Source organism: Nocardia citri, from assembly GCF_054065835.1.
In genome coordinates this window covers 32,411-56,074 of record NZ_JBSUQM010000003.1, presented here as the reverse complement: position 1 = coordinate 56,074, position 23,664 = coordinate 32,411, and the positions used below count along the sequence as shown (strand labels likewise).

At 65.7% G+C, this 23,664-nt stretch carries 21 protein-coding genes; 4 read left to right on the top strand and 17 right to left on the bottom strand.

Annotated elements, in window-relative coordinates:
* Window positions 1-120: 120 nt before the first annotated feature.
* Window positions 121-1,593, top strand: a complete 1,473-nt coding sequence (locus ACW2Q0_RS06170) for an alpha/beta hydrolase (RefSeq protein ID WP_457187060.1) — start codon at window positions 121-123, stop codon at window positions 1,591-1,593.
* 334 nt (window positions 1,594-1,927) lie between these two features.
* Here ACW2Q0_RS06170 and ACW2Q0_RS06165 read toward each other — a convergent pair whose 3' ends face one another.
* Window positions 1,928-2,179: a hypothetical protein gene (locus ACW2Q0_RS06165; protein ID WP_457187058.1), complete on the bottom strand. Its 252-nt coding sequence runs from the start codon at window positions 2,177-2,179 to the stop codon at window positions 1,928-1,930.
* 306 nt (window positions 2,180-2,485) lie between these two features.
* Between ACW2Q0_RS06165 and ACW2Q0_RS06160 the strand changes: the two genes are divergently transcribed.
* Window positions 2,486-2,692, top strand: a complete 207-nt coding sequence (locus tag ACW2Q0_RS06160; protein WP_354950689.1) for a DUF5988 family protein — start codon at window positions 2,486-2,488, stop codon at window positions 2,690-2,692.
* Window positions 2,693-3,083: 391 nt separating this feature from the next.
* On the opposite strand, the gene ACW2Q0_RS06155 is transcribed toward ACW2Q0_RS06160, so the two are convergent.
* Window positions 3,084-3,839 carry a YebC/PmpR family DNA-binding transcriptional regulator gene (locus ACW2Q0_RS06155; protein WP_457187055.1) on the bottom strand — a complete coding sequence of 252 codons (756 nt, stop codon included), beginning with the start codon at window positions 3,837-3,839 and terminating at the stop codon, window positions 3,084-3,086.
* Between the two features lie 113 nt (window positions 3,840-3,952).
* The gene (gene pdxT, locus ACW2Q0_RS06150; RefSeq protein WP_457187053.1) at window positions 3,953-4,603 is read right to left on the bottom strand and encodes a pyridoxal 5'-phosphate synthase glutaminase subunit PdxT; all 651 of its coding nucleotides are present in this window, start codon (window positions 4,601-4,603) and stop codon (window positions 3,953-3,955) included.
* A 176-nt stretch (window positions 4,604-4,779) separates the two neighbouring features.
* On the opposite strand from pdxT, the gene ACW2Q0_RS06145 reads away from it, so the two are divergent.
* Window positions 4,780-6,513: an APC family permease gene (locus ACW2Q0_RS06145; RefSeq protein WP_457187051.1), complete on the top strand. Its 1,734-nt coding sequence runs from the start codon at window positions 4,780-4,782 to the stop codon at window positions 6,511-6,513.
* A 94-nt stretch (window positions 6,514-6,607) separates the two neighbouring features.
* Here the strand turns inward: ACW2Q0_RS06145 and ACW2Q0_RS06140 are convergent, their stop codons facing one another.
* The gene (locus ACW2Q0_RS06140) at window positions 6,608-7,429 is read right to left on the bottom strand and encodes an acyl-CoA thioesterase (RefSeq protein ID WP_457187049.1); all 822 of its coding nucleotides are present in this window, start codon (window positions 7,427-7,429) and stop codon (window positions 6,608-6,610) included.
* 110 nt (window positions 7,430-7,539) lie between these two features.
* Here ACW2Q0_RS06140 and ACW2Q0_RS06135 point away from each other — a divergent pair, with 110 nt between their 5' ends.
* Window positions 7,540-8,166, top strand: coding sequence for a hypothetical protein (locus ACW2Q0_RS06135; RefSeq protein ID WP_457187047.1), 627 nt, complete (start codon window positions 7,540-7,542; stop codon window positions 8,164-8,166).
* A 306-nt stretch (window positions 8,167-8,472) separates the two neighbouring features.
* On the opposite strand, the gene ACW2Q0_RS06130 is transcribed toward ACW2Q0_RS06135, so the two are convergent.
* The 13 genes from ACW2Q0_RS06130 to ACW2Q0_RS06070 form a co-directional block, all read right to left on the bottom strand.
* On the bottom strand, window positions 8,473-8,967 hold the full coding sequence (locus tag ACW2Q0_RS06130) for a hypothetical protein (protein WP_457187046.1): 495 nt from the start codon (window positions 8,965-8,967) through the stop codon (window positions 8,473-8,475).
* 236 nt (window positions 8,968-9,203) lie between these two features.
* Window positions 9,204-10,106, bottom strand: a complete 903-nt coding sequence (gene pdxS, locus ACW2Q0_RS06125; protein ID WP_457187044.1) for a pyridoxal 5'-phosphate synthase lyase subunit PdxS — start codon at window positions 10,104-10,106, stop codon at window positions 9,204-9,206.
* Between the two features lie 253 nt (window positions 10,107-10,359).
* Window positions 10,360-10,488 (bottom strand): hypothetical protein, encoded by a 129-nt coding sequence (locus tag ACW2Q0_RS06120; RefSeq protein WP_457187042.1) that lies wholly within the window; start codon window positions 10,486-10,488, stop codon window positions 10,360-10,362.
* A 210-nt stretch (window positions 10,489-10,698) separates the two neighbouring features.
* On the bottom strand, window positions 10,699-11,742 hold the full coding sequence (locus ACW2Q0_RS06115; RefSeq protein ID WP_457187724.1) for an NUDIX hydrolase: 1,044 nt from the start codon (window positions 11,740-11,742) through the stop codon (window positions 10,699-10,701).
* A 55-nt stretch (window positions 11,743-11,797) separates the two neighbouring features.
* Window positions 11,798-12,922 (bottom strand): glycosyltransferase family 4 protein, encoded by a 1,125-nt coding sequence (locus ACW2Q0_RS06110; protein ID WP_457187040.1) that lies wholly within the window; start codon window positions 12,920-12,922, stop codon window positions 11,798-11,800.
* Window positions 12,919-13,917: a phosphatidylinositol mannoside acyltransferase gene (locus ACW2Q0_RS06105; protein WP_457187038.1), complete on the bottom strand. Its 999-nt coding sequence runs from the start codon at window positions 13,915-13,917 to the stop codon at window positions 12,919-12,921. Before ACW2Q0_RS06105 ends, ACW2Q0_RS06110 begins: the two co-directional genes overlap by 4 nt.
* On the bottom strand, window positions 13,914-14,597 hold the full coding sequence (gene pgsA / locus ACW2Q0_RS06100; protein WP_457187036.1) for a phosphatidylinositol phosphate synthase: 684 nt from the start codon (window positions 14,595-14,597) through the stop codon (window positions 13,914-13,916). The genes ACW2Q0_RS06105 and pgsA overlap by 4 nt, the downstream gene beginning before the upstream one ends.
* Before the next feature lies 1 nt (window position 14,598).
* Window positions 14,599-15,195 (bottom strand): HIT family protein, encoded by a 597-nt coding sequence (locus ACW2Q0_RS06095; protein WP_457187034.1) that lies wholly within the window; start codon window positions 15,193-15,195, stop codon window positions 14,599-14,601.
* Complete coding sequence (gene thrS / locus ACW2Q0_RS06090; protein ID WP_457187032.1) at window positions 15,192-17,243, bottom strand: threonine--tRNA ligase; 2,052 nt, start codon at window positions 17,241-17,243, stop codon at window positions 15,192-15,194. Before thrS ends, ACW2Q0_RS06095 begins: the two co-directional genes overlap by 4 nt.
* A gap of 345 nt (window positions 17,244-17,588) precedes the next feature.
* On the bottom strand, window positions 17,589-18,275 hold the full coding sequence (locus tag ACW2Q0_RS06085; RefSeq protein ID WP_457187030.1) for a (2Fe-2S)-binding protein: 687 nt from the start codon (window positions 18,273-18,275) through the stop codon (window positions 17,589-17,591).
* Window positions 18,245-18,667 (bottom strand): TIGR02611 family protein, encoded by a 423-nt coding sequence (locus ACW2Q0_RS06080; RefSeq protein ID WP_457187028.1) that lies wholly within the window; start codon window positions 18,665-18,667, stop codon window positions 18,245-18,247. The genes ACW2Q0_RS06085 and ACW2Q0_RS06080 overlap by 31 nt, the downstream gene beginning before the upstream one ends.
* A gap of 71 nt (window positions 18,668-18,738) precedes the next feature.
* Window positions 18,739-20,994 (bottom strand): solute carrier family 23 protein, encoded by a 2,256-nt coding sequence (locus tag ACW2Q0_RS06075; RefSeq protein WP_457187026.1) that lies wholly within the window; start codon window positions 20,992-20,994, stop codon window positions 18,739-18,741.
* Between the two features lie 279 nt (window positions 20,995-21,273).
* On the bottom strand, window positions 21,274-23,538 hold the full coding sequence (locus ACW2Q0_RS06070; RefSeq protein ID WP_457187024.1) for a SulP family inorganic anion transporter: 2,265 nt from the start codon (window positions 23,536-23,538) through the stop codon (window positions 21,274-21,276).
* Window positions 23,539-23,664: the final 126 nt, after the last annotated feature.

Genomic DNA, 23,664 nt, shown 5'->3' with positions numbered 1-23,664 from the left:
CAGCAGCTCACGTTCACCCGTGCGGTTATCGACCCCCGCCCAACCGGCGTTTCTGGGAACCCAGGTTTGCTGGAGCGAATTCACAGGCTTTCTCGAGGAAAGGTGTCGACAATGCCGTAGGTGCCCGTAGTCCGTGCCCCGCTCGCCGCGCCAGCGACCCCCGTGACACCGCCGCCTCCGCCGAAGCTGCCTTCGGCGAATCTGAATCCGAACTATCAAAACGGCTTTCATCACGGCATATCCCTGCTGCACGGCTGGCTGCCGGTGACCGTCGAATTGGTCGCGGTGGCCGCATTCGTTCTGGCGATCGGCTGGCGGACGCGACGCTGGCGGCTGGTGCTGCTGCCGGTCTGCGCGGCACTCGGCGCGGCTGGCGCGGTTGCCGCGTGGGCGTACGTGAACGATCAGGGGCTGGCCTCGGATCCGGCGCCGGTCGAGTTGTGGGCCTGCGTTGGGATTGCGGTGGCCGCGATCGCGGTCGCCGCACTCGGCTGGCGCAGTGCCCGGTGGTGGCGACGCGGTGTCTCGGTACTCGCCATACCGCTGGCTCTGTTGAGCACCGGTATCGTGCTCAATCAATGGGTGGGCTACTACCCCACCGTGCAGTCCGCGTGGAATGCGCTCACCGCGGGTCCGTTGCCGAATCAGACCGATATCGATGCGCTGCCCGGACTACGCAACACCGATGTCAGCACCGGCAAGATCGTGCCGGTGCAAATTCCGGACGCGGGCAGCGGTTTTCCGCATCGAACCGAATACGTGTACCTGCCACCGGCCTGGTTCGCCGGTCCGAAACCGCCGACATTGCCGGTCGTCATGATGATCGCCGGTGAATTCAACACACCCGCCGACTGGATTCGCAGCGGCCAGATCATGCCCGAGGTGGACAAGTTCACCGCCGCCAATAGCGGCCGCGCGCCGATCCTCGTCTTCGTCGACTCCAGCGGCAGCTTCAATAATGACACCGAATGCGTGAATGGTCCGCGCGGCGATGCCGCCGACCATCTGACCCGGGATGTGCCCGCCTACCTCGAATCTCGGTTCGGCGCTTCGGCCGATCCGGCGAACTGGGCGGTGGTCGGCTGGTCCATGGGCGGTACCTGTGCGGTCGATCTGGCGGTAATGCACCCCGAGTTGATGCGCACCTTCGTCGATATCGCGGGCGACCTCGGCCCCGCCTCGGGTAATAAAGAACAAACGATCCGAAGGCTTTTCGGCGGTGACGCCGACCACTGGGCCGCCTTCGATCCGCTCACCGTCATGGCCAAACACGGCCCGTACACGGACATGGCGGGTCTGTTCGACGATCTCACCCCGCCCAAATCCGGTCCGGGATCCCGTGGCGCACATCAGCCGTCCGCGGCCGCTGCGGACGACGACAACGTCGGTATGGGCGGCCACGACGGAGTTTTCGATACCGGCGAGGTCGGTGCCGCCGAAAAGCTGTGCGATGCGGGCCGCGAGGTCGGCATCGATTGCACCATCCACACCACCCAGGGCGGCCACACCTGGCAATTCGCCTCGGCGGCATTCACCTCGTCGTTGCCCTGGATCGTCGCCCGTGTCGGTCTTCCGGTGCCCGACGCGACCTGAAACCGATTGCGCGGTCGATGAGTCGAGCTTCGGCTCGACCCGACACTTCGGCCGGTTCGACCGACGCCGGCGCGGATGGTTCGGCGATACGCCAGCGGTGATATGTCGCTGGAATCGTGCAGGTGCCGGCGCAGTGAGCTGCAGGTGGCGAAGCCGACCGCGATGCGGTACACGGTGATATCGGTCGACTCGAGGAGTCGGCGGGCGCGCGAGCACGCTGTTGGATGAGCCAGCGCCCCGGGCTCATACCGATCTCGTCATGGAAGCCAGACGAAGGCGCACGCCCGCGCGAAACCGGCCGCGCCGTGGGCACTCACGGCGCCGTGAACGCGAGTCAGCGTTTCTTGCCGTTGCTGATCAGAATGTCGACGCCCCACCAGGTCAGGCGTCCGGCGATCGTCACGTACAGGAAAATCGCGAGGTACACCAGGCTCGCGCCGTAGTCGGCAGCCCAACCCGGCATCAGGGTCACCGTCGCGAATGCCGCGATGAGCAGGATCAGTCCGGTCGCGACGGCGAGCGGGGCGAGCGTGAGGTTCAGTTCGATCGAATCGCCGGGACGCTCGTCAGCTAGGGATCGACTCATGGCTGGTCTCTTTCCGGTTCGGACAAGTTCTCGATGCACTGGAGCCTGATCGGGCGGCGATCTGTCGCTGTTCTCGATTCTGTATCAGTAATCGAGTCGCAATCGTTACACCGCCGAGATCGGCAGCTGCGATCAGTCGCTTCGGCCCAGGAAATACGATTAGCTAATTTACAGCAATCTGCGACTGGTGGCATCAGGCATCTCGGCCATCGCCTCACGCCGCGGCATCGGAATTCCCCGGAGGGCACCACCGGATTTCGGCGATGTTTGTGGCGTACATCACATACGAGACCTACGATCCGAAGCATGAGCAATGTTGTGAAGGCTGTCCTGGAAGGCGGGCCGAAAGACTTGCCTGCTCGCATCGTTCCGATCACGCCGCCCGGCGTCGAGCTCAAAGTCGAATTCCGCGGCGGATACGAGCACTTCAAGGTCACCAACCGGGAGGCCGATACGCCCGAGGGGCGGCTGCCGGTCTACGAGTGGTCCGATCGGACACGAATCGCGGAATAACCAGCCCGATCCAGGTGCGAAACGCACTCGGGGCGGTCCGCGTCGCAGCGAACCGCCCCGAGACGGCAGTCCATGATGTGCCGCGTCAGTCCTGCCCCAACCCGGCGCCAACCTCATCGGAGATGTCCACCATCGGATGCAGTGACGTTCAGTACATCATCGAGTGCGATACACCGACGATCCCGCGTCAGTCCTGCCCCAACCCGGCGCCGACCTCGTCGGAGATGTCCACCATCGGATGCAGTGACGTTCAGTACATCATCGAGTGCGATACACCGACGATCCCGCGTCAGTCCTGCCCCAACCCGGCGCCGACCTCGTCGGAGATGTCCACCATCGGATGCAGTGACGTTCAGTACATCATCGAGTGCGATACACCGACGATCCCGCGTCAGTCCTGCTCCAACTGGGCGCCGACCTCGTCGGAGATGTCCACGTTGGTGTAGACGTTCTGCACGTCGTCGCTGTCCTCGAGTGCGTCGACCAACTTGAACACCTTGCGCGCACCGTCGACGTCGACGGCCACCGATACCGAGGGCTGGAAGCCGGATTCGGCGGAGTCGTAATCGATTCCGGCGTCCTGCAGCGCCTTGCGCACCGGGATCAGATCCGACGGCTCGCTGATGATCTCGAACGACTCACCGAGGTCGTTGACCTCCTCCGCGCCCGCGTCGAGCACGGCCATCAGTACATCGTCCTCCGACAGCCCGTTCTTCTCCAGCGTCACGACGCCCTTGCGGTGGAACAGGTAGGAGACCGAACCCGGGTCGGCCATATTGCCGCCGTTACGGGTCATCGCCACGCGCACCTCGCCGGCGGCGCGGTTGCGATTGTCGGTGAGGCATTCGATCAGCACCGCGACACCGTTGGGGCCGTAACCCTCGTACATGATGGTCTGCCAGTCGGCGCCGCCGGCCTCTTCACCACCGCCACGCTTGCGCGCGCGCTCGATGTTGTCGTTCGGAACCGATGACTTCTTCGCCTTCTGGATCGCGTCGTACAGCGTCGGATTGCCCGCCGGGTCACTGCCACCAGTGCGGGCCGCCACCTCGATGTTCTTGATCAACTTGGCGAAGAGTTTGCCGCGCTTCGCGTCGATCCCCGCCTTCTTGTGCTTGGTGGTGGCCCATTTGGAGTGGCCGCTCATTCCCTACTTCCTCCAGTCGACAGCACGTCTGATCGTGCGCACGGTACCCGCACCGGCCGGGCAGACAACTCTGCCAGCCTACTCGTCCGGTTACGGCGACGTTCCCAGGGCGACTACTGAGCGTCGCGAACCAAATCGACGAACATCCGATGCACCCGCAGATCGCCGGTGACCTCCGGATGGAATGACGTCGCGACCACCCTGCCCTGCCGCACCGCGACGATACGCCCGGCCGCCGGACCGTTGGGGACCGTCGCCAGCACCTCGACACCCGCGCCGACCCGCTCCACCCATGGTGCCCGGATGAACACCGCGCGCACCGGCCCGTCGGTCAGGCCAGCGAACTCCAGATCTGTCTCGAACGAGTCGACCTGACGACCGAAAGCGTTGCGCCGCACCGTCATGTCGATGCCGGACAGATGTTTGGCATCGGGGCGAGTATCGAGTACCTCGGAGGCGAGCAGGATCATCCCGGCGCAGGATCCGAAGGCGGGCATACCTTCCCGCAGCCGCCCGCGCACCGGCTCGAGAAGTTCGAAGACCTCAAGCAGCTTGCTGATCGCAGTCGACTCACCGCCCGGCAGCACCAACGCATCGATCGCGGCGAGCTCGGACGCGCGCCGCACCAGCACCGGTTGCGCACCACATTCCGCAAGCGCCGCGACATGTTCGCGCACATCACCCTGCAGGGCCAGTACGCCGATGGTCGGCCGGTCAGGACTCTGCTGCGCGCCCGTTGCGGGTGCGGCGACCGATGCGTTCACGCCATGAGCTTACGAGGGGCGACGCTGTGGCACCGCTCACGGTGGCCGTCAACGTTACGTCAAGACCAGGTTCATTCGCCCGAAACCGGTCGACACTCGCAAATGTGATTACCCTGTTGCCGCGCAACGCACCGGAGCCACGTGCGGAAGCGAATGCTGTCTCGAAGCGCCGCGGGTTGACCGTTTCGACCGGTTTGGCGGGACTGTCCCTCGATGCCATGGCATCGGTCTCCTACGGTCCGGAAGCGATCGTGCTGGTGCTCGCCACCGCCGGTGGCGCCGGACTCGCCATGACACTGCCGGTGACCCTCGCGATCGCCGCCCTGCTCGCCGTCCTGGTCGCCTCCTACCGGCAGGTGATCGCGGCCTTCCCCGACGGGGGTGGCGCGTACGCGGTCGCCAAGCGGCATCTCGGCCACCGCACCAGCCTGGTCGCCGCGGCCTCGTTGATCGTCGACTACATCCTCAATGTCGCGGTCTCGATCGCGGCCGGTGTCGCGGCCCTGACCTCTGCCTTTCCGGCGTTGCACGGGTACACGGTGTCGACCTGTGTCGCGATACTGGTCGGGGTCACCGCACTCAACCTGCTCGGCATCCGAGAAAGCGCGCGCGCCTTCATGCTTCCGACGATCGTCTTCGTCGCAGGGATCTTCGCCGTCATCGTCGGCGGTCTGATGCGCTCCGAACCTGCCGACGTCACCACCGGGGCCGCGGCCGTGGGCGATATCCGCACCGTCGGAGTGTTGTTGCTGCTCAAGGCATTCTCCAGCGGCTGCGCGGCGCTGACCGGTGTCGAGGCGATCGCCAACGCGGTGCCAAGCTTCGCGACGCCGAAGGTAAAACGCGCGCAGCGGGCGGAGGTGGCACTCGGCGCGCTACTCGGCATCATGTTGATCGGACTCGCGGTGCTCATCCAGAAATTCTCGGTGCACCCGATGGACGGTACGACGGTGCTATCCCAGCTCACCGAGGCGGCACTCGGGCACGGAATCGGCTACTACATTGTGCAATTCGCGACGGTAGTGCTGCTGGCGCTGGCCGCCAACACTTCCTACGGCGGGCTCCCGACGCTCACCCGGATCTTGGCCGACGACAACTGCCTACCGCACCGGTTCTCGGTGACCTCGCCACGTCAGGTGTACCGCTACGGCGTACTCACCCTCGGCGTGACGGCGGGGGTGCTGTTGATCGGAGCGCGCGCCAATATGAACGCGCTCGTACCGTTGTTCGCGATCGGTGTCTTCGTCGGATTCACCATCGCCCAGACCGGAATGGTCCGGCACTGGTGGCAGACCAGGACCGCGGGCTGGCGCTGGCGGCTCGCACTCAACGGATTCGGTGCGCTGCTCAGCTGTGTCGCCGCGATCGTCACCACCGCAATGAAGTTCACCGACGGCGCATGGCTGATCGTGCTGCTGCTGCCCGCATTAGTGCTCGGCATGGAGCGAATTCGTGGCGCCTACACCAGAATTGGCGGCCGCCGCGGCAATGGCGCGATCCCCGAGCAGCCGCGGGCGACCGGCACCGCGATAGTAGTGCCGATCTCGGAGGTCTCCGAACTCAGCCGCGAGGCGCTATCGGCGGCCATGTCCATCGGCAAAGACATTGTCGCCGTACATGTTTGCCTGCCCGGCGAATCGGCGAAGGCGTTCACCAAGGCCTGGGAGGCGTGGCATCCCGAGGTACGGCTGGTGCTGCTCGAGGACAGCGATGCCACCGTCGGCGGACCCGTCGCCCGCTATGTCCGCGAGCACTTCCCCGGACGGCGCAAGGTCGTCGTCATCGCCGAGATCTATCCGCCGACCGGCTGGGACCGGGTGCTACCCAGCCACCGCAGTGATGAACTCGAGCGCGAACTCCGTCGGATGACCGACACCGTGGTCTGCCATCTGCGAGTGCAGGTGGATTGAGCCCGGCGAGGCTCATTCGGCCGCGGTGGTGTGCGTCGGCCACACGCATGCCACCGTGGTCGAGCCAGGTCAGCTGGTGAATTTGCGGCTCTGGTCACTCCTCGCGCATGGTACGAATCAAGCCTTCTTGCACAACCGCCGCCACCAACTCACCCCCGCGGTTGAAAATCTTGCCACCGGTCAGTGCGCGACCGAAGCCCGCGGACGGAGAGGACTGGTCGTAGAGCAGCCAATCGTCGGCACGGAACGGGCGCAGAAACCACATGGCGTGATCGAGCGAGGCGTTTTGGGTCGGTTCGTCGGGGTGGGTCACCTTCGAGGAACCCAGCAGGGTCATATCGCTCATGTAGGCGAGAGTGCAGACGTGCACCACCGGCGCGTCGGGTAGCGGATGCCGGTAGCGGAACCACACCTGCTGCGGGGACACCACGCCGTCGCGGCGAGTCACCACATCCTGTGGCACGGTGCGGATATCCCAGTGCTCCCATTCGCGCATCACCCACAGTCGCTCGGGACTCATCGTCGTGCTGGCATCGGGCAGCTCATCCGGACTCTGCACCGACGGCATCTCGTCCTGATGCTCCGGCCCCACGTCACCGACATGGAACGAGGCCGACATCGTGAAGATCGCGGCACCGTCCTGTACGCCGGTGACCCGGCGGGTGCAAAAGGACCGGCCGTCGCGGATCCGCTCGACGAGGTAGACGGTTCGCTCTTTCGGATTTCCGGGCCGCAGGAAGTAGCCGTGCAGCGAGTGCACCTGGAATCGCGGTTCCACTGTCCGCACCGCCGATACCAGCGCCTGGCCGGCAACCTGTCCGCCGAATGTGCGCTCGAACTGAGTCTTGGTGGATGCTCCACGGAAGATATCCCGCTCGAGCCGCTCGATCTCCAGCGCCTCTTCGACTGTCGCCATGAGGCCGAGATTATCCCGAGCACCCACACGGTCTGTCGGTGACCTCTCGGCAAAGACCGCATCCGCCGCCCAGAACGGGGTTCGACAGCATCGTTTGGTGGAATGGATCGGTGCCGCACTTCAATCCGATCACCAGGGACGGCCTCGTCGAACTCATCGCCGACCGCACTCTCGAGCTCGGCGGGCAGGTGCTGATCGCCATCGACGGAGCCGACGCGGCCGAACCCGTCACGGTCGCGGATCGCGTGGCCACCACACTGCGTGACACCGGCCGCGCGGCCGAGGTCATCTCGCTGCACGACTACATCCGCCCCGCGTCGCTTCGCATGGAATTCGGCCGCACCGACGAAATGTCCTATCGCACCGCCTGGTTCGACTATGCGGCACTCGATCGGGAAGTCATCCAGGCGCTGCGACACGAAGCGCGCTGGCTCCCCGCGCTCTGGGACGAGGACCGCGACCGCTCGGCCCGCTCCCCCATCCGTACCGCCGCCCCCGGCACTGTCTTGCTCGTCGCGGGCCCCATGCTGCTGGGCCGCGGTCTCGACTTCGATCTGACCGTTCGCCTCGACATGTCCGAACCCGCGCTCCACCGCCGCACCCCACCCGAGGACCGGTGGACTATCCCCGCGCTCTTCGGCCACGACCGCGACAACCCCAGCGCCCCAGCCTTTTTCATTCGCTGGGACCATCCCGATCGCCCGGCACTCCGAATAGACGACACCGCTCGCAGGTAGCCGTACCCATCCGAAGCCTCTGACCGCCCCTGCCCTCTTCTGCGATTTTTGTGCGAGACAGTCGTTTCCGCACTCGAACGCAGGCCAGCTTTTATAGTTAGATGCGCATATCGTCGTATCAATATGTATATTTTTTCGATCATCGGCCCCTTCTCTACCTCCTCGATGGGAGTCCGCGTCGGACGCGAATCTCTAGGAAGAGAACGGGTATTCGCGATGGGAGACGCGTAGAGGTGGCCAGCAAGACCCTCGCCGCCTCGAATCATCCACTCCCCCAAGCGAACCCGCTGCGGCCGGGATCAGAGGTCAGCCGCAGGCCGTCGACTGTTGACCGAGGTTGGCCAACATGGTGCAGGCCCAACTCTTCTCGACCTTCCACTTGCCATCCTCGGCGACGAAGGGCACATCGACGATGTTCTCCTGACCGTTGACGGTGAGCTTCGCCTTGGCATTGAGCGCGTCACCGAAGGCATTCACCTCGGTGACCTCGGCCTTGGCACCCGCCTGCTGGAAGGCCTGCGCTAAACGGTTCGGCAGTTCCGGATCCGCCTGCGCCCCCTGAACCAGATCCAACTTCGCCGAACTCGGCACCGACGGATCCAACGCACGGAGCAACTGGGCGTTGAGGTCGGCTACGCTCGGGGTCGGCGGGAGGTTCGCATTCGACTTCGTGACGCTGGTCGAGGTCTTGGTCGGCGTGGTCGCGGTCTTCGAGTCATCGCTGCCACATGCCGACAGGCTGAGCGCGGCCACGGCGGCCAGACCCGCGATCGCGATACGTCCGCTCTTACGAAGCTTCAACTGATCCTCCTTTGCCGTTCGGACAGGTCCGTGACCCCGACTGTGCCGCGCTGACTGCCCGCACGGTCGCCGACGTGCACCGCATCCCGAAGCTAGCCACCAACTCTGTGGCGGGCATAAGACAACTGTGAGGGACGCTACAGCTTCTCCCGTACGCCATCGCCGAGGACGAGCAGCGCCCGCGGCAGCATCTCTCTGTGCCGCGGGCGTCGAATCAGTTCAGCAGTGGAGCCGAATCACCAACCACGCTCGGCCAGCCGGTGATCGACCGGCAGTTCCTCGACATTGATGCCGACCATCGCCTCACCCAGACCGCGCGAAACCTTGGCAAGGACATCCGGATCGTCGTAGAAGGTGGTTGCCTTGACAATGGCGGCGGCGCGCTCGGCCGGGTTGCCCGACTTGAAGATGCCCGAGCCGACGAAGACGCCTTCGGCGCCGAGCTGCATCATCATCGCGGCGTCGGCGGGAGTGGCGATACCGCCGGCGGTGAACAGCACGACCGGCAGCTTTCCGGTCTGCGCAACCTCTTTCACCAGCTCGTATGGCGCCTGCAGTTCCTTGGCCGCGACGAACAGCTCGTCCTCGGGCAGTGCGGACAGCTTGCGGATCTCGGCGCGGATCTTGCGCATGTGGGTGGTGGCATTGGAGACGTCACCGGTGCCGGCCTCACCCTTCGAGCGGATCATGGCCGCGCCCTCGGTGATCCGGCGCAGCGCCTCACCGAGATTGGTCGCGCCGCAAACGAACGGCACGGTGAAGTTCCACTTGTCGATGTGGTTGGCGTAGTCGGCGGGGGTCAGCACCTCGGATTCGTCGATGTAGTCGACGCCGAGGCTCTGCAGAATCTGCGCCTCGACGAAGTGGCCGATACGCGCCTTGGCCATGACCGGGATCGAGACGGCGGAGATGATGCCGTCGATCATGTCCGGGTCGCTCATCCGGGAAACGCCGCCCTGCGCGCGGATATCGGCCGGAACCCGCTCCAGTGCCATCACCGCAACCGCGCCGGCGTCCTCGGCGATCTTGGCCTGCTCGGGGGTGACGACATCCATGATCACCCCGCCCTTGAGCATCTCGGCCATCCCGCGCTTCACGCGGGCGGTGCCGATGGTGTTGGTGGTCTCGGGCGTGGTCACGGCAAACTCCTGAGTCATGTGCGCCAATCGGGTCGCTTGGAATTGACGCCACCGATTCTAGGCGGGCCGATCAGGCCACTTGATAGCCAGTTGAACTCCACTGGCCTTGCCCCGACCAGCGGGTCTGCGCGGGGTGCCGGCGACTGGACCGATCGGGTCGTGCTCGGGACCCGATATCCACGGTGCGAACCCGGATCCGGATCCGCGGGGTCGACGAGTCATTTCGCCGACCCGGCGAATACCGGGTTTCGTTCTAGAGTGGGCCGATCACCAGTAGCTGTGACCAGTACTCGGCAGCTCCCGGACCCAGCAACGGCAACAGGAAATCGAACAACAGGTAGGACATGTACTGCTTACCTTCCACACCAACGGACCATTTCATGCAGTGGCGGTACCACCAGAACTCCCGGTAGCACTCCCCCAGCAGCACTACCCAGGCGGCGGCAATCCAGTCGCGACGCTATCACGGTCGTGAAACACATCACAGCCAGAAGGCCCAGGTACGCGCGCTGATCGGGGGCGATCTGCCGGAACGCCGATTCCGCGGGTACCCCGCGCAATCAAGGAAAGAGGGGCAGTCAGGGCAATCCGCTCACCGGATAGACCGCACCTCGGGATCCGAATCACCCGAGGCGGCCGCCGCGGCTTCGGGGAGCAACTGATCCAGGTGGTAGGGGTATACGGTCTCGCCCGTGTGGTCCAAGGCGACGATATCCGAGCCGGTGCACCACTTGTGGTCGGTGATGCTGCGCCGCTCGACTGCGGTCGGATTGCCAGGCTCGGGATCGAAGGCCGAGACGCGCAAGGCGAAAAACAGCTCCTCGGCGCGGATGAGTTCACCGTCGAATGGAAAGACCGCGACCCGTCGCCAAATGGGACCGCGCAGGCCGGCCGGATCCGCGGTGTATCCCGTCTCCTCCCACAGCTCCCGCACCGCGGCGGTGCGCAGGGCCTCTCCCGGTTCGACGCCACCGCCGACGGTGAACCAGAAGGAGACCTCAGGGGTCTTCGGATCGTTGCCGCGCATGAGTAGCACACGGTCCTGTTGATCGAGCAGCACCACGCGCGCCGAGGTGCGGACCGTGTCGACAGACAGTCCGGTCGATGCGGCGGGGGTGACGCGTTCGCTGATCTCGAAATAGGTCGGCAGCGGCGCGGTACCGCCCAGGTGCAGGACGCGGACCGGGCGACGCGTACGGAGGGCGAGCGTGTCGCGTACCGCGTCGTTGTGGAAGCGGCGCGCGATCAACACTCGGGCCTCGGCATCGGCGAGTTCGGCGACCTGCTGCGGACGCAGCTGGGCGATATCGATCGCGGAAAGCGCCGCGGAAAGCTGATTTTCGATGGTTTCGCGGTCGGCGCGGCCCGCCCGCTCGGCCCGATCAGCGAGTGCAGTCAGTTGTTTGGCCTGCTCGAACAGCGCGGAATCGGCGGTCGGGCCGGCGATGGCCACGGCGATCGACCTGGCCACCACCGCCCTTCGCGCCAACGCACCGTCGAGGGCCTGCCAGGACTGATCCGACCGCACATGCAGCCGGTCGAGCCGGTTCGCCGTCGAGGCCGCCCACAGACCGATCGCGAGGACCACCGCCGCGATGAGCGCGAGTACGAGAACCGTTGTGGCGGAGAAGGTAATCATCAAGCAGCCCTCATAGTGCTATGACGCGATCCACGCGGCACCCACCGCTCGATCATCCGGCGGCCCGCACGCGCGTATCGCCCACCGTCACGGTTTCGTACACCCGCAGGATCTGTTCGGCGACCACCGGCCAGTCGTACTCGCCGACCACCTGATTGGCGACGTGGATCTGGGCCTCGCGGCGCACAGCATCGGTCAGCAGGGTGTCCAGCGCGGCGGCGAGTCGAACCGAATCCCCCACCGGGACGAGCATTCCCGCCGTGCCATCACGCAGTACCCGACGGAAGGCGTCCAATTCGCTTGCCACCACAGCCGTTCCGGCCGCCATCGCCTCGATCAGAATGATGCCGAAGCTTTCACCACCGAGATTCGGTGCGACATACACATCCGCGCTGCGCATCGCCGAGGCCTTCTCCTCGTCCGATACCTGGCCGAGAAAGCGTAGGTGCCGTGCGAGCGGCCCGGCCTCACGGCGCAGTCGATCCTCGTCACCACGCCCGACAATGAGGATCTCGACATCCATGTGTCGGCGCACCAATTCGGGCAGCGCGCCGAGCAGGACCTCCATCCCTTTACGCGGTTCCTCGTAGCGGCCGAGGAACAGCACCGTCCCACCCGCGCGCGGATAGCCGGGCAGCATCGGGGCACGCGCGAAGGCGGCCACATCGACACCGTTGGGGATCTCCACCGCATCCGAGCCGAGCGCCTCCACCTGCCAGCGTCGCGCCAGTTCGGAGACCGCGATCCGGCCGCTGATCTTCTCGTGATAGGGCCGCAGCACACCCTGAAAGGTGCTCAGAACCAATGATTTCGTGGTCGAGGTGTGAAAGGTGGCCACGATCGGCCCCTCGGCGATCTTCAACGCGAGCATGGACAGACTCGGTGCGTTCGGTTCGTGGATGTGCAGCACATCGAAGTCGTTGCCGTCGATCCAGCGCCGGATTCTGGTGTAGGCCATGGGCCCGAAGGACAACCGGGCGACCGAACCGTTGTACGGAATCGCCACCGCCCGACCGGCCGACATCACGAAGTCCGGCAGCGGCGTGTCCTCCGATGCGGGTGCGAGCACGCTCACCTTGTGGCCGCGTTCGATGAATACCCGCGCCAATTCCACGACATGAGCCTGCACGCCACCGTGAACGTCGAACGAATAGGGGCAGACCATGCCGATTTTCATGGTGTCTTCTCCCCTTTGGCGCTTTCCATTCCGGCCTGCGCAGCGGCGATCCTGGCTCGCCGCTGCGCCGAAAGGTCCTGCTCCCATTGTGGCTGCAACATGTGCCAATCCGCCGGATGCTCGGCGATATTGGCCGCGAATCGGTCGGCCAGGGCCTGGGTGGTCGCCGCGACACCGCCCGCAACATCCAGCGGCGCTTCGGTCTTCATCCCCCAACCCTCGCGTCCATCGGCATCTACGGTGAACCAGACGTGCACCGGGATCAGCGCGGCGCCGGTCTCGATGGCCAGCTTCGCCGCGCCCGCGGGCAGCCAGGTGCGCTCGCCGTACATCGTCACCGGGACACCTTTACCGGTCAGGTCCCGCTCGCCCATCAGGCATACGACATTGTTCGCGCGCAGGCGGGCGGCGAGAGCGGTGAACGGCGGCTGCTTACCACCGGTCAGCGGGAATACCTCGAACCCCAGGCTCTCCCGATAGGCGACGAACCGCTCGAACAGCGATTCCGGCTTCAGCCGTTCGGTGACGGTCGCCAGGGTGCCGCTGTGGCTGACCAACCAGACCCCGGCCGCGTCCCAGTTCCCGGAGTGTGGCAGCGCCAGCACCACACCGCGCCCACGCGCCAGTGCGGCATCCAGATTCTCCACACCCTCGACGAGCGAACCGGTCAGTGCCGAATGATCCATCGTCGGCAGCCGGAACGCCTCGCGCCAGTAGCGGGCGTAGGATCGCATGCTCGCGCGGATCAGCTCATCGGGCACCTCGGCCGCAGTCACACCGAGTACGCGAGCGAGATTGCGCCGCAACTGATTCGGTGCACCACCGGCGCGGAAGGCGCGATTCGCCTGGTCCGCGACCCGATTACCGCCCCAATCGAATACTCGCCGCGCCGTCGACTCGGGCACCGCGCGCACTACCCGCCAGCCCATCGCATAGGCCCAATCCGTTAGTCCGGACTTGATCCGCGAGCCGACGCCTTCGGACTGGGAACTCACGAGGGCAACTCCGTCGCGCCTGCCGGATTCTGCGGCGGCGCGGGCGGAATCACGTCCCGCGCGCCCGGCGAATTCCGGACCGCCAATACCCGCTGGAACACCGTGATAATGCTCAACACCGCCAGAATCCACATCGCCACGTGTACGGCCCAGGTCAGCCATTCGACCCCCCAGTACCCGCCGATACCGGTGAATCCGGCGCCGACCAACACAATGATCAGCCGATCCGGCCGTTCGATGAGTCCACCGTCCGCGGAAAGGCCACTCGCCTCGGCGCGCGCCTTCGCGTACGAAATCACCTGGGAGGTGACCAGAACCACCAGCGTCGCGAGGAACAGCGCCTTACTGTTCTCGTGATACACCGCCCACCAGGCCAGCCCGGCGAAAATGGCGCCGTCGGCGACGCGGTCACAGGTGGCATCCAGTACCGCACCGTATTTGGTGCCGCCGCCGCGCGCTCTCGCCATGGCGCCGTCGAGCATGTCGAACGTGACGAACAGCCAGATCACCATGGCTCCCCAGAACAGATGTCCGGTCGGGAACAGGGTGGCCGCGGCCGTGATCGAGGCGACGGTGCCGATCACCGTCATCGCGTCGGGAGTGAGTCCGGTACTGACAAGGGCTCTGCCCAGCGGCGCAGTCGCTTTGGAGAACGTCTCGCGGCCGAAGAAGCTGAGCACGCTACTCGACTTCCTTCCACGCCGCCGACAGCAGCGCCCGAGTTTCCCGTAGCAATTGCGGCATGACCTTCACACCGCCGACTACGGTGATGAAGTTGGCGTCGCCACCCCAGCGCGGCACGATGTGCTGATGCAGATGGTCGGCGAGTGAACCACCGGCCACGCCACCGAGATTCAGCCCGACATTGAATCCGTGCGGCCGCGAGACCCGCTTCATCACCCGGATCGCCTGCTGGGTGAACGCCATCAGTTCGGCGCTTTCCTCCAGCGTCAGATCCTCGAGGTTGGCCACCTTGCGGTAGGGCACAACCATCATGTGCCCCGGGTTGTACGGGTACAGGTTCAGTACCGCGTAGACGTGCTCGCCACGGGCGATGACCAGACCGTCCTCATCCGACATCTTCGGAATTTCGGTGAACGGATGGCCCGTGGTGTCTTTCGGATCGGTGGTGGCGGCCTCGGCGATATATGACATCCGGTAGGGAGTCCACAACCGCTGCAACCGATCCGGCTCACCGGCTCCGGTATCCACGATGCTGCCCTGCTCGTCCGAGTCCGCGTTCACATCCGCGAACCCGGGCGCGGTCCACTCACTCATGCGCCGCCCTTCACCACAAAACCCTCGGCGGTCGGCGAGGCGTTCTCCCGGGTCGCGATCCATTCCACGACCGTGGCCACCGCGGCGGCGACCGGCACGCCATTGACCTGGGTGCCGTCGCGGAAGCGGAAGCTGACCGCGCCCGCGTTCACATCGCGCTCGCCGGCCAGCAGCATGAAGGGGATCTTCTGCGCGGTGTTATTGAAGATCTTCTTCTGCATCCGGTCGTCGCTGCGATCGACCTGCGCGCGAATACCCGCGTCGCGCAGCTGCTCGATTACCGAATCCAGATGCGGCGCAAAGGCTTCCGCGACCGGAATGCCGACGACCTGAACCGGCGAGAGCCAGGCCGGGAAGGCGCCCGCGTAATGCTCGGTAAGCACGCCGAAGAAGCGTTCGATGGAACCGAACAGGGCGCGGTGGATCATTACCGGCCGCTGTTTGGTGCCGTCGGAGGCGGTGTATTCCAGGTCGAAGCGCTCAGGCAGGTTGAAGTCGAGCTGGATGGTCGACATCTGCCAGGTGCGCCCGAGCGCATCCTTGGCCTGCACCGAGATCTTCGGGCCGTAGAAGGCGGCGCCGCCCGGATCCGGGACCAGTTCCAGTCCGGAGTCGGTGGCCACCTTGCGCAGGGTCTCGGTGGCCTCCTCCCACATCTCCTCGGAGCCGACGAACTTCTTCGGATCCTTGGTGGACAACTCGAGGTAGAAGTCGTCGAGGCCGTAGTCGGCGAGCAGCCCGAGCACGAATTGCAGCGTGCTGGTCAGCTCGGCGTGCATCTGCTCCTTGGTGCAGTAGATGTGCGCATCGTCCTGGGTCATACCGCGCACCCGGGTCAGACCGTGCACGACACCGGACTTCTCGTACCGGTAGACCGAGCCGAATTCGAACATCCGCAGCGGCAGCTCCCGGTAGGACCGGCCGCGCGAGCGGAAGATCAGGTTGTGCATCGGGCAGTTCATCGGCTTGACGTAGTAGTCCTGGCCGGGCTTGCGGACGGAACCGTCCTCATTCAGTTCGGCGTCCAGGTGCATGGCCGGGAACATGCCGTCCCGATACCAGTCCAGGTGACCGGAGACCTCGAAGAGGTGCCCCTTGGTGATGTGTGGCGTATTGACGAACTCATAGCCCGCGGCAACGTGTCGGCGGCGCGAATACTCCTCGAGTTCCTTGCGGATGATGCCACCCTTGGGGTGGAACACCGGCAGACCGGAGCCGAGTTCGTCCGGGAAGCTGAACAGATCCAGCTCCAGACCGAGTTTGCGGTGGTCGCGGCGCTCGGCCTCTTCGAGCAGGTGCAGGTGCTCGTCCAGGGCCTCCTGCGATTCCCAGGCGGTCCCGTAGATGCGCTGCAGATCCTCGCGGTTCTGGTCTCCGCGCCAATAGGCGGCCGAGCTGCGGGTCAGCTTGAAGGCGGGGATGAATTTGGTGGTCGGGATGTGCGGGCCGCGGCACAAATCACCCCAGACCTTTTCGCCGGTGCGCGGGTCCAGATTGTCGTAGATGGTCAGCTCTTTACCGCCGACCTCCATGACCTCCGGATCGTCGATACCGGACTTATCGCTGATCAGCTCGAGTTTGAACGGCTCCTTGGCCAGTTCCACGCGCGCGTCGTCGACCTCGACCACCCGGCGCGAAAACCGCTGCGCGCCTTTGACGATCTTCTTCATCCGGGATTCCAGCTTGGCCAGATCCTCGGGGGTGAACGGCCGGTCGACCTGGAAATCGTAGTAGAAGCCGTCCTTGATGGGCGGGCCGATGCCGAGCTTGGCCTCGGGGAACTCCTGCTGCACGGCCTGGGCCAGCACATGTGCGGCCGAATGCCGGATCACGCTGCGTCCGTCCTCGGTATCGGCGGCGACCGCCTCGACCTCGACATCGGTTTCCGGGGTCCAGGACAGATCCTTGAGGCCCTCCGCATCGCGGACGACAACGATGGTGTCCGGCCCCTTCGTCGGCAGCCCCGCCTCACGCACCGCGGCACCCGCCGTCGTCCCGGCCGGCACCCGGACGAGGGCGACAGGGCTGATAGGTGCTGAGGTGGTCACGGCGAGAGACTCCTTGGCGTTCGCTGGCGGGCGTGTTCCCGCGAGGGTGCGGGCGGTTGCCCACGGCTCATCGTCGGAGGCGAATTTGCTCCGGCGCGACCATGCTATCGGCACCGTGGCGGCCCCGCGTCGATGGACTCGGATCGCCGCGTCGCGGATCGGCCGGTGCCGACGGGCGAGACCCGAACGTGACATCCGGCAATCGGTTCGGTCACGCGACCGCCGCCCGTGCGGAGGGTGCCCCAGACGACTCGACCCGCCCGGCCTGGTTCGGATCCGAGACCGATGATCGTGCGGCGCGAACCGCGAAGCACGCGGTGTGGATGCCGAAAACCTTGCGGACGATCAGCTTTCGGCGGCGAGCCGAGCCAGCAGGGTCTGGCGTTCGGCGGCCGGCCGCTTCGGGCAACTAGTGCACATTTCGCAACCGGGCACCTCGAAGACCAGGCAGCACGAGATCCGGCGGACAAAGGTCCGCCCGTCGACGTCGACGAACCGCGGTACCGGCAGCTTTCCTCCGACCTCCCGCGCGAGCCGTGCCCCGGCCTCGGGATTCCCCGCATCGAGGGCTCGGTTGCCGATGGCATCGGCAGCAATCGCCCAGAGTGACGGCACTCCGGCACCGGAGACCGCCGCTACCGGGCCGATCACGGTGGCCAAGGTCTCCCGCAGCACCCGAGCGCAGGCATGGCCGAGCGCGGCGTCACATTCAGGTGCACCTTTATCGCCGGGCGCGGCACCTGCGACGGCGTTGATGCGGACTCGTGCTATGCCGCCATCCGGACGGACCTCACAGTCGATGCGGTCCAAATAAGGTTCCGGCGCCGGCTCCTCGTTCGCGTAGGCGCACGCCAACTGTTCGACCAGTGCCGATGCGACCATGCACCACCACAGCGTGCCGCAGACGCGCGGTTCGGTGGTGCCCCAGGAGCGGCCCATCTCGGCGATGCGCGCCGACAGCCAGTCCGGCTCGGTCAGGGTGCGGCCCGGGACGGTATTCACTATTTGCGGGGACTGTGTAACCACTGCCATTCGACTCCGATCCAGCCGCCGACCAACTCGTATGTTCCCAATACCCACAGTGTCGCGAGGACCACCGCGAAGGTAGCCACCGCCCCGAATACCCGCATCGCCGGGCCGCGTGCGGAATACCACGCCATACCCTGCCGGTACCTGTCACGCAGCCAGCCCAGTGCACGGCGCGCCCAGGCGAATTCGGTGGCGAGAATGCCAAGTCCGGCGAATACGATCGCCCAGCCGGGTCCGGGATAGGGAATCGCCAGGATTCCGATGACCAGCACCGCGATGCCGACGACCATGACCCCGATCCGGTAGGCGAGATTCAGCGTAGGCCGGACGGCCAGGCGGGCACGGAAGGCTCGCCAACCCGTGGGTGTGGGTTCGGATTCCAACTCGACACTCATCTCCACCAGCCTACGAGCGACCGGAACGGACCCGCCCGAGCGAGGTCGAGCGGGTCCGGCTGTCATTCGACTCAGACGAGTTCCGGCGCAATGCGCGCGCCGGTGTCGTCGATATGGGCGAGCCCGTCCACGGTCACCTCGATCACGCGCGCGCTGGCGATATCGAAGAACAAGCCCGATACCGTCGCCCCGCGCTCGGCCACCGCCGCACGCACCGCGGGATGCCGATGCAGCGTCTCCAACTGCACGGCCACATTGACCATGCTCAACTGGTCGACCGCACCGAATCCGGCGGCCGCGGCCGCCTGCGCCACCGGATGCCCGAGCCGGAACCGCTCCAGGCTCGGATGCGCATGCGCGAGCCACGGCCCGATTCCGGGTCCACCATCGGTGCCGGAGTGCAGTGCCTTCATCGCGCCGCAGGACGAGTGCCCGCACACCACGATGGAGCGCACATTCAACTCGTTGAGCGCGAAGACCAGCGCGGCCTCCACCGACGGGTCACCGCTGTCGGGCACCAGATTGCCCACATTGCGCACCGTGAACATGTCACCGGGACCGCTGTTGGTGATGACGTTCGGAACCACCCGGGAGTCCGCGCAGGTCAGGAAGAAGGTATCGGGATCCTGACGGTCACGCAGTTCGTCCAGATGCGGCCGCACGACGTGGGCGTGGCTGCGGTGGTAGGCGGCGACACCCGAGGTCACCCGGTCGGCATTCGCGTCGTCGCCGCGCCACGGGCCGAGAATTTCGTCGAGCACCGCGCGCCCGAACCCACGGGCGGGCGGACCCGCGGTCGCGTGCGCCATCCGGGCGCTGCCGATTTCCACGAAATCTACTGCACTGCCGCCACTTTCCTGCTGGCGGACCCAGTCCTCGATGGCTTCGAAGGCGGCGTGGTCGAGGAAGTCGACGGTCATCTCGACAGTAACGTCCACGCCCGCCGGCACTTTCGCGAATTCGGTGGATAGCTTCGGCAGCGCGAGAAAGGTGCACGAGCCGTCGATGGTCAGCAGCCAGCGCTGCGAACCGGGAATCGGCTCGGCCGCCACGGCAACTCGCACAACGCGCCACAGCAGCAGCCCGAAAGCCAGTGCCAGGCCGATGATTACGCCTTCCAGCAGATTCAGGAAGACCACGCCGACTACGGTGACGGCGTAGATGATCAGGTCACCGGTGCGTCTGGCCATTTTGATGTGGGCCAGCTTGACCAACTGGATACCGATGACGATCAGCAGACCCGCCAGCGCGGACTTCGGAATCTGCTGCACCACCGCGACCAGCGCGACCGAGAACACCAGAATCCAGCAGCCGTGCAGAATCGCCGAGGCGCGGCTGCGCGCGCCCGCCTGCACATTGGTGGCACTGCGCACGATCACACCGGTGACCGGCAGACCGCCCAGTAGACCGGAGAGCACATTGGCCGAACCCTGACCGATCAGCTCACGGTCGAAATTGGTGCGCTTACCGGTGTGCATCTTGTCCACGGCCACCGCCGACAGCAGGCTCTCGACGCTGGCGATGAGCGCGATGGTGAGGATCATCAGCGCCACGGCGGACCAGTTACCGCTGGGGATCTGCGGCAATCCGATCGCGTCGAACAGCGAGCCGTTCAACACGATTCGCTCGGCCTCGAACGGCAGCGCAAGCGACAATACAGTGCCCACCAAAACCGCGACCAGCGGTCCCGGCACGACCCGCACCTTGGCGGGCATCCGGCGCCAGCCGAGCATGATCGCGATGACAACTACGCCGACGATCGCGTCATCGCCGTGCAGCGACAACAGCTGCGACGGCAACTGGGTGAGGTTGTTCCAGGCGGAACTGCGCGATGCCCCACCTAGTAGGACGTGAATCTGTTGTAGCGCGATGGTTATGCCGATACCGGCGAGCATCGCGTGCACCACCACCGGTGCCACGGCCAACGCCGCCCGCGCGATCCGACTGAGTCCGAATAGAATTTGCAGCACACCGGCCGCGACGACAATGAACGTGGTTGTCCGCCAACCGAATTGATTGATGGATTCGGCGACGACCACGGTCAGGCCCGCCGCGGGCCCGCTGACCTGCAGGGGCGAACCGCCGAGCGTGCCCACGACGAGACCGCCGATGACAGCGGCGATCAGTCCGGCGGCGACGGGTGCGCCGGAGGCGACGGCGATGCCGAGGGACAGCGGCAACGCGACCAGGAAAACCACGATAGAGGACGGCAGATCGTGGCGCAGGACCGATGTCAGACGATCCAACAGAGGTTCGGAACGGCGATGGCCCTTGCCCTGTTCAGCGGGCGGTAACGGTGGTGCGACTACAGCGCTATCAATAGCCATTGACCTCTCCTTCGCCGACTCGACGCGAACGCCGAGGTCGGTTGACGATCGAAATGTCCAGCTGGGCATAGACCGCGACCGGCATCTCGCGGTGGAGCAGCTCCCGACACGGCGATGGGTCGAGATGTAAATCGTTTCGATGCTATTAGTAAAGACTTAGCAAAGCCTGAGAAGTTGCCGAGGAGTGCCCGAATCCGTACCTCCGAGTCGATGTGAAATGCGGCACATCCATGCCGAGTTCGCCTGTCGGGCTGAATCATTCGGCTCGATAGGCCATGATCAAACGGGCTCGGCAGCCACGCCGCGCACGTCGGCCAACTCGTCGAATGCTTCGACCGTCAGCTCGTCGTCGAACTCGGCAATGCCGTCCATGGTCACCTCGATGACCCGGGCGGTCGCGAGATCGAAGAACAGTCCCGACACCGCCACTGCGCGCTCCCGCATCCCGCGCCGGACCGCAGGATGGGCATGCAGCCGTTCCAGTTGCAGTGCCACATTGACCATGCCGAGCTGGTCGACCGGGCCGAAGCCGGCGAATGCCGCGGCATCGGCCACCGGATGCCCGAGCCGGAATCGGTCCAGGCTGGGCCGCGCGTAGGCGAGCCAGTCGCCGAGCCCGGGTCCTGTGCGCACTTCCCGATGCAGTTCCTCCATCGCCCCGCAACCGGAATGCCCGCAAACCACGACCGCCCGGACATCCAGCTTCTCCAGCGCGTAGACCAGCGCGGCCTCCACCGAGACGTCGCTACCGCCGACCGGAACCAGATTGCCCACATTGCGAACGGTGAACAGATCCCCCGGCCCGCTGTTGGTGATGACATTCGGCACGATGCGAGCATCGGCACAAGTAAGGAAGAACGTGTCGGCATCGGGCCGGTTACGCAAGCCATGCAGATGCGGACGCATCAGATGGGCGTGGCCGCGGTGATAGGCCGCGATACCCGCCGCGATCGGATCCGCTCGATTCCCCGTGCGCCGCCACGGCCCGATGGCCTCATCGATGATTTGACGCGAGCGCCCACGCTCCGGCGGGCCGGCCACCGCGGTAGCAATCCGCACGCTGCCGATCTCGACGAAATCAACCGTGCCGCCCGCGGCCGCACGCAGAGCTGCCCAGTCGGTGATCAGCTCGCAAGAGGCGTGGTCGAGGAAGTCGACCGTCATCTCTATGGTCACATCTACATCGGCGGGAACCTTCGCCAGTTCCGCGGTCAGCCTGGGCAGCGCAAGGAAGGTGCAGCTGCCGTCGATGGTGACCAGCCAGCGGCGGGCGCCGACCACCGGTTCGGCGTGGATCGTCACCCGGACCACCCGCCACAGCAGCAGGCCGAAGGCGAGTCCGAGCCCGATCACCATGCCTTGCAACAGGTTCAGGAACACCACGCCCAACACCGTGGCCACGTAGACGAACAGGTCGCCGTTACGCCGGGCCAACCGGATATGGGCCAGCTTCACCAATTGCACGCCGATGAGGATCAGCAGCCCCGCGAGGGCCGCCTTGGGAATCTGTTGCACCAGCCCGGCCAGCGCGACCGCGAACAGCAGGATCCACACACCGTGCAGTACCGTCGCGGCCCTGGTCCGCGCCCCCGCATGAGCGTTGGTGATGCTGCGGACGATCACCGCCGCGATCGGCAATCCACCGAGCAGACCCGACACCACATTGGCCGAACCCTGCCCGATCAGCTCGCGATCGAAATTGGTTCGATTGCCGGGCCGCGACTTGTCCACCGCGACAGCCGAGAGCAGGCTCTCCACACTGGCGATCAACGCGATCGTCACCATCGCCAGCGCGACGGCGAACCAGCTGCCGGACGGGATCGCGGGCAAACCGATGGAATCGAGCAGCGACCCGTTCAACACGACCCGCTCGACGTGGGTCGGCAGTACCAGCGACAGCATCGTGGCGACCACCACCGCGACCAGTGGTCCCGGGACGACGCGGATCGAGCGCGGCAAGGACTTCCAGCCGGTCAGGATGACGATCACCACCAGTCCCACGAATAGATCGCCGCGATGCACCGACATCAACTGATGCGGCAGCTGGGTAAGGCTGGCGAACGATGAACTCAGCGAGTTGCCGCCGAGCAGAATATGGACCTGCTGTAGCGCGATGATGACGCCGATACCGGCGAGCATGGCATGGACCACCACCGGTGCGATGGCGAGCGCGCCGCGCGCAACGCGACTGAGCCCGAACAGAATTTGCAATGCACCTGCCCCGACGGTGATGAAACAGGTAGCAGCCCAACCAAATTGGTGCACGCTCTCGGCGACGACGACGGTGAGACTGGCCGTCGGCCCACTGACCTGCACGGCCGAGCCACCCAGTAGCCCGGCTACGACACCGCCGACGACAGCGGCGATGAGGCCGGCGGCCACCGGGGCGCCGGAGGCGACCGCGATGCCGAGCGAAAGTGGTAGTGCGACAAGGAAAACCACGACGGAGGCGGGTAGGTCGTGGCGGCCGACGGCGGCGAGGCTTGCTGGCAGACTGGTGCGAAGCGGCGACGTCCGTGGTGCGAGATCGGTGTCGTTGGACATTATTCTCCTTCGCCGAAACGGCGGGGAGCCGATCGGTTCATCGGTCGAACAAGTACTGGCATCGAAAGCGAGCGGCGGGCGAAGCTCTGCGGAGAACGCGGTGCTAACCGTGCCCCGCGTGAAGCG